The 14,109-nt window shown below is 45.0% G+C and carries 9 protein-coding genes and 1 pseudogene; 4 read left to right on the forward strand and 6 right to left on the reverse strand.

Going from position 1 to position 14,109, the window contains the following annotated elements; all coding sequences use genetic code 11:
• A partial coding sequence (locus A4R26_RS29500; protein WP_207625850.1) for an IPT/TIG domain-containing protein occupies positions 1 to 398 on the reverse strand: 398 nt, incomplete at its 3' end.
• Positions 399 to 738: 340 nt separating this feature from the next.
• Complete coding sequence (locus A4R26_RS29505; RefSeq protein ID WP_081170124.1) at positions 739 to 1,236, reverse strand: Lrp/AsnC family transcriptional regulator; 498 nt, start codon at positions 1,234 to 1,236, stop codon at positions 739 to 741.
• A gap of 119 nt (positions 1,237 to 1,355) precedes the next feature.
• Here A4R26_RS29505 and A4R26_RS29510 point away from each other — a divergent pair, with 119 nt between their 5' ends.
• Positions 1,356 to 2,717, forward strand: coding sequence for an MFS transporter (locus A4R26_RS29510; RefSeq protein WP_081170125.1), 1,362 nt, complete (start codon positions 1,356 to 1,358; stop codon positions 2,715 to 2,717).
• Positions 2,718 to 2,865: 148 nt separating this feature from the next.
• Here the strand turns inward: A4R26_RS29510 and A4R26_RS29515 are convergent, their stop codons facing one another.
• Positions 2,866 to 6,099: a TonB-dependent receptor gene (locus A4R26_RS29515; protein ID WP_081170126.1), complete on the reverse strand. Its 3,234-nt coding sequence runs from the start codon at positions 6,097 to 6,099 to the stop codon at positions 2,866 to 2,868.
• A gap of 312 nt (positions 6,100 to 6,411) precedes the next feature.
• On the opposite strand from A4R26_RS29515, the gene A4R26_RS29520 reads away from it, so the two are divergent.
• Complete coding sequence (locus tag A4R26_RS29520; protein ID WP_081170127.1) at positions 6,412 to 6,897, forward strand: hypothetical protein; 486 nt, start codon at positions 6,412 to 6,414, stop codon at positions 6,895 to 6,897.
• Between the two features lie 89 nt (positions 6,898 to 6,986).
• Here A4R26_RS29520 and A4R26_RS29525 read toward each other — a convergent pair whose 3' ends face one another.
• From A4R26_RS29525 to A4R26_RS29535, 3 genes are all read right to left on the reverse strand, one after another.
• Positions 6,987 to 7,697, reverse strand: a complete 711-nt coding sequence (locus A4R26_RS29525; protein WP_081170128.1) for a LytR/AlgR family response regulator transcription factor — start codon at positions 7,695 to 7,697, stop codon at positions 6,987 to 6,989.
• A 5-nt stretch (positions 7,698 to 7,702) separates the two neighbouring features.
• The gene (locus A4R26_RS29530; protein WP_081170129.1) at positions 7,703 to 8,731 is read right to left on the reverse strand and encodes a sensor histidine kinase; all 1,029 of its coding nucleotides are present in this window, start codon (positions 8,729 to 8,731) and stop codon (positions 7,703 to 7,705) included.
• A gap of 429 nt (positions 8,732 to 9,160) precedes the next feature.
• Positions 9,161 to 12,079 (reverse strand): FAD-binding and (Fe-S)-binding domain-containing protein, encoded by a 2,919-nt coding sequence (locus A4R26_RS29535; protein WP_081170130.1) that lies wholly within the window; start codon positions 12,077 to 12,079, stop codon positions 9,161 to 9,163.
• Between the two features lie 754 nt (positions 12,080 to 12,833).
• On the opposite strand from A4R26_RS29535, the gene A4R26_RS29545 reads away from it, so the two are divergent.
• On the forward strand, positions 12,834 to 13,559 hold the full coding sequence (locus A4R26_RS29545; protein ID WP_081170132.1) for a hypothetical protein: 726 nt from the start codon (positions 12,834 to 12,836) through the stop codon (positions 13,557 to 13,559).
• A gap of 1 nt (position 13,560) precedes the next feature.
• Positions 13,561 to 14,109 (forward strand): annotated as a pseudogene (locus A4R26_RS29550) (TonB-dependent receptor); the annotation flags it as partial.

Genomic DNA, 14,109 nt, shown 5'->3' on the forward strand with positions numbered 1-14,109 from the left:
ATAAATGTGAAGCCGGGTTTCGATGCAGTGCCGTATGGCGTTTGCACAGAAACATTGCCGGTTGCACCGGTATCGACAATAGCCCGGATCGTAGTATCATTCAAGAACATGATGCTATCGGCCAGTACACCGCCAAAACGAACTGCAGTTGCGTTGTGAATATTCTTACCGAGGATATCCACCGCTGTTCCTTTTTGACCGCTCTTTGGCCAGAAGTTCAATATTACCGGCGCGGTTGTATCGGGGATGGTCGTGGTATCGGTACGAACCAGCGGCGTTTCAGCGGCATCCGCCTTCGGGTAAAAGAAATTATCGACCGGTGTAACAAAAGCCGTTACACAAGCTAATAACAAAAAAAATACTACACTTCTTTTAAGTGCGAGGTAAACATTGCGCATAGATAAAGTTTAAGTATTTAATAAAATGGTATCTGCGCTGTGATTTAGTCACAGCGTAACTAGTGAATTACATTTCCTGATGCTTTCTGGTTAAATATTGTATAAGCCGCCGGCGATCTTTACTGAAGACTTTTAACGTAAGTACAGTGAAGTTTTACTGAAGGCAAATTAGTGCTTTGAAAAGATATTCTTTTCAAAAACGTAAGAAATAATTTTACCATAACCGTTACTAACTTTTTCCGGTTCGCGGTTAGTGCGTAGTGGCACTGCTGTTTAAAAACCCGCTACTTTCATGTCGGGCATTTTTCCCACTCGCTTTTCGCCAATTTACCACCCGCTACTATAATAACTGGTGGGTATCTTTCAGTATGCCCATTACAAAAATGCTCTGGGTATGGCTGATGCCTTTTATCATGCTTAATTTATGCAGATAGAAATCATGGTAAGATTCCATATTTTCCGAAACGACCTTCAGCATAAAATCAAACTCACCGGAGATATTATAACATTCCAGCACTTCGGTAAAACCGGTCACCGCATCGATAAATACCTTAGCGATCTTGCGGTTATGCTCCTTCAATGAAATATAACATATGACCATGATGCCCTTTTGCACTTTCCGGTGATCGAGCAGGGTGGCGTATTGTTTAATAACGCCGCTGGCTTCCATTCGCTTTATGCGTTCATGAACAGGAGTAGCGCTAAGGTGAATACTGGCAGCAATTTCCCGCACGGTAAGCCGGGCGTTTTGTTGCAGCAAACGCAGAATTGCATAGTCTTTTTCATCGAGTGAAACAGGAGCGGTAGCCGGTTGTTCTGTTTTGGTTTTAATACGCATGCTGAACTATGTGTTTGTTCTGTAAAATGCTACCAAATTACCATTTTGTTCCAAACTTTAAATAAATAAACGTACAAGTAAACATATTTTTAGTTTTGTGCAGAACAATTGAGGGCAGGATGCGTAGAAAACAAATCATACTGATAGTAGCTTCAACAGCTATATTTTTCGAGGCGCTCGACATTGCCGTCCTCAATCTTGCCATACCCTTAATGCAACAGCAGTTTCGTTTAAACGCTGAAACCATTCAATGGGTGCAAACAGTTTATGTTCTTTTTTACGGCGGCTTTCTGGTAATAGGCGGTAAACTTTCCGATACCCTTGGCCGGAAAAATATATTCATGACCGGCGCCGGGCTTTTCCTGCTCACCTCGCTGGGGGCCGGCCTTTCGGGCAATTTTATTTCGCTTACCGTTTTCAGGGCATTGCAGGGACTGGCTGCCGCTATGGTAATGCCTTCCGCCCTGTCAATCATTACAAACACATTTACAGAACCGGCAGAAAGAAACCGGTCGATAAGCATCTTTAGTTCATTTGCGGCCATTGGTTCAGGTTGCGGTCTGGCTCTGGGTGGTATTGTGGCTACTTACCTGGGCTGGCAATGGATCTTTTTTATTAATGTTCCCGTGATCACCGCAGCTTTGACCTTGGCTTATCACTATATCGACAAAGATGTAGTTGATAAAAAACAGCAATTTCCCGACATCATTTCAAGCATTTTGCTTACGTTGATCATTGTACTGATCTCGTATGTTGTGCATTACCTGCCCGACTTCTCAAAAAAATACTGGCTGTTGCTTTCCTGCACAGCGGTTATCATGGCAGCCTGGGCAATTTTTAAACGCCGTGAACGGACGCGCTCTCAACCGTTGATAGACCTCTCTTTGTTCAGAAGTACCGGCACTATTACCGGTAACATAATCACCATATTACTCGGAGCTTTCTTTTTAAGCTACCTGTTTCTGCTGTCGCTGGTTTTGCAACAGAATATGCAATTCAGCGCCGCCCATGCCGGATTGCTTCTTTTCCCTTTCAGCATTGGTTCGTTTTTGGTATCGCGGTATGTTGTTCCGGCGCTTTTCAAAAAACTATCGGTGATGCAAACAGGTATCCTTGGCATGTGCCTGATGCTGGCAGGCGCTTTGTTATTAATGACCGCAATCTTATTCGATCATAGTCTGCCTCTGATCTTATGTTCCATTGCCTGCGTTACGGGCAGCGGCATGTCGGTTTGTTATCCAAGTTTAACATCACTCGCTATCCGCGATATTCCCGCAAACCAGCAAGGCGTGGCGGCGGGCATTTGCACTACCTCATATTTTATCGGTGCCGGCCTCGGCCTTTCGTTACTTGCATTGGGAATGCAGCTACTGACATCCGCTACCAATTTGGTAGATCATATTCCGGTATCACTCATAGCTCTCTTTGCATTGGCAGGAGTGACCTGGTTAATTTGGGTTAGAAAAAGAATACATGAATAGCCGTTTGTAGTTTGTGGTTTGTGGTTCTTCGACTGCAGCAGGCAACCCAATAATCGGAGACCCCTGAATTTAAACAACCATAAACAACAAACCACAAACCATAAACTGAACCCTATATTCCCGATGTTCCATTTTAAAAAAATCCCCTTTAAAATATATACCGTAACCCAATCTGCATCTGCCAGCGTGATTGCAGGTCGGGACTGGCAATGAAGGTAGAGGTAAGGGATGGGTCGAACTGATATACCGGGTTGTTGTTGTTATAACTCACACTTAACGGTTGTAAATAACCCGATGTAGTTGCATATTTTACCACACCCCAGTTACTGTTCAGCAAATTACCGAGGTTCACAAAATCGAGGCTTAATTGTACCGTGTTGGTTCGTTTACCCACCGGAAAAATAAAATCCTGCAGAATACGAAGATCAACCTGGCTTACCCATGGATTTTCACCGGCATATTTTTCAGTAAATTCTCCACGGCGTTTGCTCAGGTATTTATCGTTGGCAATAAAGTTCCGCAAACCCTGCCGTTGTGCAGCCGCGTTCTGAACATTTCCATTCACATCTATCAACGGCGCAAACTGCATGGTATTGATCTCGGCATCGGTAGGCACGTACAACAGATCGTTCGTTCCGGTTCCGTCATTATTTATATCGCCGCCATATACGTAGGCAAACCGGTTACCCGAATTCCAGGAACCAAACAAAGAAACCGTTGTGGCAAAATGTTCATCATAGCTGAACTTCTTTGTAAAAGCAGCTACAATACGATGGGTATTGCCATACAGGGAACGCGACAAAACCGCCGCATTGGCATTGTTCAGGATGGGATTACGGTCGAACGCATCGCTTGATATTTCTGCAGAAATAGAGCTGGCATCTTTGGCGATCAAATAATTATAACCTACCATAGCATAAAATCCTCCGGCAAAAAACTGCTGCGCCTGAAACGTGGTATTGAACTGATACCCTACACTGGTATTGGTAAACGCATAGGTGTTGGCCGACCCCTGGTCGCCTGCAAGATAGATCCTGCGCGTATCACCCGTTCCTGAATTCAATGTACCGCTGGGCGTACCCAGTTTATAGTTACGCACCATCATTCCGTTTATATCTTTTGTATAAGCTACATCTACAGTAAAGATGGTACCGAATGGTATCTTGTAATCTGCGCCGAGGTTTGAACGCCATACCTGCGGCCATTTAAAATCACGGTCGGTAACATTATAGAAAAAGCTGTATGGGTTGCCGATATGATTTCCCAACCATACAAACGGGAAACGCCCGGTGAATAAACCCGTACCACCGCGCAACTGAACGCTCTTATCGCCTTTTATATCCCAGTTGAAGCCAACCCGTGGTGAAAGCAGGAGCTTTTTTGCCGGCAGCCGGGTATTGTCAACGTCTTTACCGGCACCATTGGTAAGCGGGTTACCATCTTCATCGAACAAGGTCAGGTTGTCATTATTGGGAAACGTGGGCTCGCCTTCATCAAATGCATTACCAAACGTGCCATCGGCGTTCATAACCGGGTTGCGATAACTGGCGTTGAAATAAAACGGAACGTCCATTCGCAGTCCATATGTTACCCTGAACTTATCTGTTGCCTGCCATTCATCCTGCAGGTAAGCAGACAACTGCCCTACTGTTAAATAGTACCAGGTCCACTGATTGGCCATGCCGCGGTTACGGGCATACGCTACGTCAACATCGAGCGGGTACGCCCCAAAAACATAACTGCCACTGGCGGGCACACTATCTATGAATGTCTTTATGTCTGCTTCTGAAAACAGCGTTGCACCATAACCGGTGAGGTTAAAGGAGTTGGCAAACTTGAACGATTCAAAAGAGGCCCCTGCCGTAACCGTATGCTTTTTAAAGAACATGTTGAAGTTATTGGTTATCTGGAAGGCATCCTGATTCAGGCGGTTGTTGATTGAAAATGGTTCATGCCCGGCGATTATATACCGTACACCGTTCTTAGTAATATTGATGACCGGGAATGGTGTGGAGAACGGGTTACGCTTATCGCGGAAAGTAGTGTACACCACTCTCAACTTATTGGCATAATCGGCCCCGAAAGTTGATTTTAACTCCGCGCCGAACGATTGCAGTTTATTTACGATCTCGTACCCGCTGTTCTGGAACTGAAGTGTTGTAAAATCGGGCCCACGGCGGCCGATGGCGCTGGGATGCGCCGGTTTATCCTTATGGGCATCGAGGCCATTGTAGGTGAACGACAACCTGTGATTGGCATTGATGTTCCAGTCGGCTTTTATCAGCCATTTATAATTCTTTTGATCGAGTGTATACTGCTGATACGGGCCGGTTTCATAATTGAACTTCGATCTTAAAATTGCACTTACCTGTTGCAGGTCTGACTCCAACACGCGGCTGGTATTGGTTTTACCAGCATTGCTGCCGTTCTGCGCTACATAAGAAGAAGCCTGGTCGCTCCGTTGCTCTGTTTCAAAATTCACAAAATAAAACAGTTTGTTCTTTATAACGGGCCCGCCCAGCGAAAAACCAGCCTGCAGTTGTTTCAGATCGGGCAGTACCAGTTTATTTTTTTCGATTTTCTTACCGGTGAGCGACTGATTGCGGTAAAAGCCATACACTGTTCCGGATATCTTGTTATTTCCCGATTTCGTTACGGTATTGATGCCTGCCCCGGTAAACCCGGCCTGCGTTACATCGTAAGGCGCAATATTCACCTGAATCTGATCGATGGCATCGAGCGATATGGGCTGAGCGCCTGTTTGTCCGCCAGGCGTTGGTGCATCAAGGCCGAATGGATTATTGAATACCGCCCCGTCAAGTGAGAAGTTATTGTATTGCCCGTTACGGCCGGCAAACGAAAGGCCGTTATAGGTGAACGAGGCAGAAGGCGTTAACCGCAGGTAATCATCTGCCGAGCGGGAAATAGTAGGTAATGAACGTATCAGCCGGCTGTTGATATTCATGGAAGCACCGGTTTTCTTGTTATCAAAAGCCGCCGACCTGCTGGTGATGGTCACCTCTTTTAATTCGCCGGCTTTTTCTTTCATCTGTACTTCCAGTGAATTATTCTGGCCCAATTCAAGGAAAACATTTTCCGTAACGGAGGTTTGAAAATTTATAAAAGTTACGGTTACCGTATATGGGCCGCCTACCCTGAGATTAGGAACGGTGAACCGGCCGTCGCCTTTTGTTGGCAATGTTTGTTTGAAGCCGGCATCGGCCCATTCAATAACTACTGTAGCCGCCGGTAAGGGCGTTCCTTTGGGATCTCTTACAATTCCACTAAGGGTTGCCGTGGTTACCTGTGAAAACGTTACCATCGAGCAGTATAAAAATAGCAGTACTGTGAGCGCATGGGCTTTTTGCACGTATTTTCTCATAGCAGTTGTTATTATATTAGGTTTAATTAATACCAGTGCCGTATTATTTATTCTAATACTGAAAGGGAGGGGATGGACTGTGAAAATCGATACAGATTAACCAGGCAAGGCAATTTTACAGAAGGTAACTGCCGGATCGTAGCTTATCGCACAAGACATGTTTGGGCAGGAGTAATTAACAGTAGCCTAATTTAAGTAAAATAAATCGATTACGCATGTTATTTTGGATATAAGGGCATTTCTAGCATTGATTTTGCATATGTATGCGCATCGCCCTGACCCATACAGATGGGCCCCTTAAAAATCAATATTATGAAAAAGATCAGTCTGTTTTTTGTATTCCTCTGCCTCGCAACCGCCTCCATGGCCCAGTTAAAGGCATCAGTAGCCTGTCCGGGATTTGAAGTAGATCTCCTCGATGGAAAAGTAAATGGTTTAAAAGCCAATGTTATCGCAGGTATGATCAAGAGCAAATGGCCATGTTTCAGTAGTGTTACCAATGACAGCGCCAAATGTGGTGAAGCCGTTTATTATAAAGACAAAGGCATTACGTTTTATACCAGCCGCGATTATGTTGAAATTTCGGAAGGCTTTAAAGGAAAACTTAGCCCCGCTTTAATGGGGTCGCCCCGTGGCACCCTGTTCAAAACTTTGGGCAACCCCAAAATGAAAGATGCCAGCTGGGACGCCTATCAAACAAATTACGGTACATTGATACTTCATTTCAATAAGGCGAATAAAGTGCGGTTGATCCAGTTTAGTACGTATGGTACTGATTTGATTAAATTATGTGAGTAGAACGCGAGTAACGAGTGGTAAATGGCGAGTAGGAATTACAATTTATGTATCCCTACCCGCCACTTGCTATTTACTACTAGCTCTTCAATTTATGTACTAAGCACTCTTAAAAACTGCTGTTTATAATTCCTCCCTATCGGTAACGAAAACGACTGCACATTCACTTCTTCATTATTGTAGCTCACTATCTTGTCAACCGATACGATATACGATTTATGAATGCGCACAAATTTCTTTTCGGGCAGCTTTTCTTCCATGTAGCCAATGCGCTGGTAGGTAATAACACTTTTGGCGGGCGTTATGATCTTTACATAATCCTTAATGCTTTCAATATAAATGATCTCATTCAGAAATATTTTCACCAGTTCCTTATTCACCTTGAAATACATATAGGCTTTCTCGAACGCCTCTTCTTTTGTATCGACCACAGCCGGTTGTTTTAGTACATTGTACTGATGATACTTTGAAATGGATTTAAGAAAACGTTCAAACGTTACCGGCTTTACCAGGTAATCGAGCACATCGAGTTCAAAACCTTCCACTGCAAATTCGCGATACGCCGTTGTAAGAATAATGCGCGGCCGTTCCTGCAATGATTTTATCAATTCAAGGCCATTCATGCGGGGCATTTGAATATCGAGGAACAGGATATGTACCGGGTATTTTTGAATGAAGGCAAACGCCTCCAGTGCATTGCCGCACTGACCGGTGATCTCGAGATCATCCATTTTTTCAATATAGGATGCCAGCAATTCCCGTGCAGGAGGTTCGTCATCAACAATCAGGCATTGTATTTTCACATCAGCTATTTTTTAAGTTTGAGTATTGTCAGGAACGACTGCCCTTCACCCATGCATTTGAATTCGTGCCGGTCGGGATAAATGATCTCGAGCCGCTTTTTCACATTTTCCATACCTATGCCCTTATACACCGAATGTCCGTTCACCTGGTCGGCTACCCGGCTGTTCTCGATCTTTACGGTAAGCCAGTCGTCTTTTACAGATATATCAACCCTGATCCAGCTATTGCCCACATCGTTGCTTACACCGTGTTTAAAACTATTCTCCACCAGTGGCAATATCAACAGGGGCGGTATGGTGAATTTATCAACCGCATCGAAACAGTTAACGGCTACATCGAGCCGTTCGCCATACCGTATCTTTTCCAGTTCAATATAGTTGTGAATATATTCCATTTCCTTGCTCACCGGAATGAACTCCTGGCGGCTATCGTACAACATATAACTCAGCAGGGACGACAGGCGGTAAATAAGGTCCGAGGTACCGGGATGGTTCTTTAGCGACAGAGAATAGATATTATTCAGCGTGTTGAAAATAAAATGCGGTTGTACCTGGCTCTTCAGCAGTTCAAGCTGGGCCACCGCTTTATCGCGCTGGAGCTCCTGCGCCAGGCGCTGCTGTTCGTACCAGGCGCGCAAAAAGTAAAACATGGTATACAGGGCCACAATAAGGTATAAATTAACCGCCTCTATAATAACCTTGGGAACAAACAGGAATGGCATATAAGTACCATTCGGATAATAAGTAGGATAGGTATAGTAATAATTAAATGCCCGGCGAATGAGGGTGAATACGATCACGCTTATGACAAACCCCACACGAAAAGCGGTTTGTCTTTTTTTGAGCAGGTATTTTTTTATCAGTACCTGGGTGGTATACCAGGTAGCCAACCCTGCGAGGGGAACAATAACCAGGGCATTGATGAAATAACGGCGGTATTCGTCTGCAATGGAGGCCTGCCCTATCCATTCGTACAGGAAGTAAAACAGCCAAAACAGTACACTGAACCTTACATTGCTTTTATTGTAATTCATACCCCCGGAATTCTATACCTAAATTACCTTATAATCAAGAAAATACAGGGGAATCTTAGACAAACGACCGATTGGCACCACAAACGGCTGGTGAAGTTGAAAAGTTTACGGGATTAACGGGTTGATAAGGAGGGAAAACCTATTTCCGACCCCGGAAAAAATTATTGTCCCTCAGCAGGCGATTCTGTTAGCGTAGCCAGCTTTCCTTTGGCTAAAAAATAGTAAAAGAGGGAAACAAAAGCAGTTGATTGTGTGGCACGTCTTACGATGGTTTTCATGATACGGGTTTTATCTCAAACGCGGAAAAAGTAAATAAGGTATGTAAACCGTAGCCCTCTAAAACAAAAACCCCTTCAGGCGGCGGCCTGAACGGGGTATATTAATTATTTATGTTTTGATCTTTCGACATGGCTACCACAGGCTCAGGGCTTAAACCAGCGCATTGTACAGGATCTCAACCGGGTGCAGGGCATGTTTCCCGGTTCCATCTTTCACCTGGTGACGGCAGCTGGTGCCGGCAGCGGCAATGATCACATCTTCCGGTTGCTTACGCACCGTTGGGAACAAAACCAGTTCCCCGATCTTCATCGACAGATCATAATGCTCTTTTTCAAAACCAAACGAACCGGCCATACCGCAACAACCTGAAGGAATGGTTTGTACGGAATAATTAACCGGCAGCGTCATTATTTTTACCGAATGCGTGGTGGATGACAATGCTTTTTGCTGACAGTGGCCATGCAGTTGTATCACCTTCTTTTCAGTGGTAAACTGTTCTTTGCGGATTGCGCCTTTCTCTATTTCGCGGGCAATGAACTCTTCGAAAGTAAATACATGTTTGCTCAATTGGCGGGCCGCTTCCAGCTGTTCGTCGGTGGCCAGGTCAATGTATTCATCGCGGAATGTAAGAATGGCCGACGGCTCGATGCCAATGAGCGGCGTTTCTTCATTAATAAGGGGATGTAATAATGCAATATTTTTATTTACGATCTCTTTTGCCTTACGCAGCAAACCCTTCGACAACCAGGTTCTTCCGCTTTCAATATGTTTTGGAATTACCACTTCATAACCCAGTTTCCCGAGCAACTGAATGGCTTTAATTCCTATTTCAGTATCGTTATAATTGGTAAACTCATCGTTGAACAGGTAAACCCTGCGGGCGCCCTTATTACCTTTTGTGCTCCTGGTGTGTTTGTTATACCAGCTTTGCAAAGTGGTTTTGTACATGGTGGGCATGGAGCGGTTTACCGCAAAACCCGAAAACTTCTTTATCAGTTTGCCAATGACCGGATTGGTTACGGCAAAGTTGTACAGGCCCGGCGCTATGGCGCCCAGTTTGGCCGAGGCGGAGAAACCGGCAATGAGTTTTGCACGGAAAGGCACGCCATTCGCATCATAATAATGCTGCAGGAACTCCGCTTTCAGCTTCGCCACATCCACATTCGAAGGACATTCCGATTTACAGCCCTTACAGCTTAAACACAGGTCCATCACTTCGTAGATCTCTTCATGATCGAAGCGGTTGGCCTTATCTGAGCGGGTAAGCATTTCACGCAGGATGTTGGCCCTTGCGCGTGTAGTGTCCTTTTCATTGCGGGTAGCCATGAAGGAGGGGCACATGGTTCCGCCCGATAAATGCGTTTTACGGCAATCGCCCGAACCGTTACATTGTTCGGCATGTTGCAATACATCCTGGTTATGATAACGGAACACCGTTTTAAACGGAGGCGTTTTTTGCCCGGGTGTATACCGCAAAAAGCTGTTCATCGATGGTGTATCCACGATCTTGTTGGGATTGAAAATATTCTGCGGGTCCCAGGTGTATTTGATCTGTTTCAGCAGCTGGTAGTTCTTCTCCCCTACCATTTGCGGAATGAACTCGCCGCGCAAGCGGCCATCGCCATGTTCACCGCTTAATGAACCGGAATATTTTTTAACAAGGGTGGCAATCTCTTCCGCGATGGTGCGGAACAATTTGTTCCCTTCTTCGGTTTTTAAATTTATGATCGGCCGTAAATGAATTTCGCCCGAGCCGGCATGTGCATAATGCACCGAATACAGGTCATACTTTTTCAGGATCTCATTAAAATCACGGATATAAGCGGGCAGGTCGTTTACATCTACCGCGGTATCTTCAATAACCGGAACGGCTTTTTCATCGCCGGGCAGGTTACCCAGCAAACCCAAACCAGCTTTGCGCAGCGTCCAGATCTTTTTGGTATCGTCGCCAAACAATAACGGGAAATGGTACCCTAAACCGGCCGCACGCATGTCGGCTTCAACTTTTTTTGCGATCTCAACGATCTCTTCGCGGGTATTTTTCGAAAACTCCACAACGAGAATGGCGCCGGGATCGCCCTGTACAAAAAAGCGGTTCTTACGTTGTTCGATATTGTCTTTTGTGCACTCGAGAATGTAATGATCGATGAGCTCACTTGCGCTGGGACCGTATTTCAACGCAACCAGGTTGGCGCGCAGCGATTCGTCAATAGAGTTGAAATGAACGCACAACAAACCGCTTTCCTTTGGCGGCAGCGGTACAACGTTCAGTTTTATTTCGGTTAGAAATGCCAGGGTGCCTTCCGAGCCAGCTATAAGGCTGCAGAAATTGAATTCGGGGCCGCCGGCGGTGAACGGGGCCATTTCAAGCATTACATCTACAGCATAACCGGTATTCCGGCGCTCGATGCTGGCTTTCGGGAATTCTTTCCTGATCTCAACCTGGTTGTTGTAATCGCTCAACAGGCTGCGCACAGTTTTATAAATTCCGGCCTCCAGTGTTTCACCTTCGCACTTTTTATGAAAATCATCGATGCTCAGGGCCGAGAATACCGTTTCGGAACCATCGCTCAGGATCGCTTTTACCTCAAGCAGGTGTTCGCGGGTGCTGCGGTATACAACCGAATTGGAACCGCAGGAATTATTGCCCACCATACCGCCGATCATCGCCCTGTTGGCGGTGGAGGTTTCCGGACCAAAATACAATCCGTGCGGTTTCAGGAACATATTCAACTCATCGCGGATAACGCCGGGTTGAACGCGTACCCATTTTTCGGCAGCATTCAGCTCCAGGATCTGGTTAAAGTTTTTCGAAACGTCAACAATGATACCGTTGCCAACTACCTGACCGGCCAGGGAAGTTCCCGCCGTTCGGGGAATCAACGATGTTTTATGTTTATGGGCGAAAATTATCAGTTTCTTGATATCATCCACGTTGCGTGGAATTGCTACAGCCAGGGGCATTTCGCGATAAGCCGAAGCATCGGTGGCATATAAAACCCGCATGGTTTTATCGAAATACAATTCACCTTCCAGGTCCTTAGCCAACTGCTGTAAGAAATTGTTCATGAATCTTCTCCTTTGATTGGGCCGCGCCAGTGCGGCGCGCAAATTTACTTGCTTTACGGGTGGTTTGGAGCAACCGGGTAAAATATTAGATATTTTTCAAAAATTATCTCACTAATAATCAATTGATTAATAAAATGTCGTGAATCGTGAATCTTGAATCGGCAACGTGAATCGTGAAAAGCTCACGAAATTTCAAGCTGATTTCCAACCCGGCAGCGCCGGTTTCTCTGGCGGTTAGCCCCCGAAACCCCGTAAAAACGGATCTGCGAATATCAAAGACGAATCCTCAAAATGGCCGCCTTTCACAGCCGCCCCGATGCAGTTGGGTTTTGCCGTTATATGTCGCCAATTCAAAACCAGTTCCGGTTTGCCTGTTTTTGCCGTTTAAAAGCGGGTTCCAACTTTCCAAAATTTACCGTTTCACCTTTCACGTTTCATAACAACCGAAATTCATCGTTGGTTTATGCATGTTACTTCCTAAAAAAGAATAATATGAGTGCGAAAAAACAGGCAGCGAAATTAATTTTTCATAAAACCATCACTTACATACATGACATTGGTTAACTTGTAAGTTCGTAAAACCACAGGCGCTTATCAGGGAAATAATGTGAACCAGGCAACTATTTTTGCCGGAATCTGAGTGTGTACAGAATGGACGTTAGCCGGAATATTCAGGCTTTCTGCAACACAACCCTATATTTTCTTGTCATCACAACAATTTATTTGATCAACAACCAAAACCGATAACTGCATAATGCTACAACACGCTGTTCTCGTTATATGTTTTGCCGCCGTTTTCATACCCGGAAAAGCGCAGGACAATGTAAACACCCCAGCCAGTACGCCTGTGATAGCGAAGGCGGGCGATGTTTACAACCCGTTTATTGGAAAACAATCGCGGTTGTACAATGGCAATGAGCATAACGGTTATCTATTTAAAATAATAGGGCATGCCTATTATAAGCAAAATGAGCTGGAAACCGGAAGCCTTGTTTATGACGAACTGGAATTTACCAATGTACGCATGCTATACGACCTGGTGAAAGACCAGGTGATCGTTCTGCATTACAACGGCTTTACCAAAATTGGGCTGGTATCTGAAAAAGTAAAAGAGTTCAGCCTGTTCAACCACCACTTCATCAGGCTCACAGCCGACAGCCATTCCCGTTCTTCCCTGCTCACCGGTTTTTACGACGAAGTATATAAGGGCCGCCTGAATGTACTGGTAAAAAGAGGAAAATTCATCGATGAAAGAGTAAAGGATGAACTGGAACGTGAGTTTTTACCACTCGATATGTTCTTCATTGAAAAAGAAGGCGTTTATCACCAGGTGAAAAACTACAAAGGTTTACTGGCTATGCTTCAAGACAGATCGAAAGAAGTAAAACAATACCTGCGCAAGAACCGGATCAAATACCGCAAGGGCGCTGAAAATGCGATCGTAAAGGCTGTCGTTTATTATGATTCGTTAAACAAGTAACATGAGAAACCTGCAACTGCTTATTTTACTTAACCTTATTTTTTTAACTGCCGGTATTACAGCCAGCGCCCAACCGGGCGTGAAACGGGTAAGCCTTGAATTGAAAAATGTGCCCATCGATACCCTGGTTACCGAACTGGAAGCGCAAACAGGTTATCATTTCTACTATGATGCTACGCAATTCGACAGCCTGCGGGTGAGTATATCCGTTTCAAACGTATCGCTGCAAAAAGTACTTGAACTTGTATTTGCCAATTCTGAATATCATTTTGCCATACCAGAAAAACAGGCACATGTATTTTTAACAAAGGGCGCCATCATAAAAACAAATTTACCCGCCGGTTTCTTCTCCAATAAAACCACCGACAGCCTGCCGGGCGCAATACCTGTTTATGGCGATAGAAAAAAAGTACGAACAGATGCTTCGATAGAAAATAAATTGTTTGAGATCGGTATCCGCAATAACAACCCGGGAAGCGGCTCCGTGGCCATGGCCGGTTATGTTCGAAACATAAAAACCGGGGAGCCTGTTGCCGGCGCCATCATTATG

The sequence above is a fragment of the Niastella populi genome, assembly GCF_002078015.1.
In the GTDB taxonomy this organism is placed as follows: domain Bacteria; phylum Bacteroidota; class Bacteroidia; order Chitinophagales; family Chitinophagaceae; genus Niastella; species Niastella populi.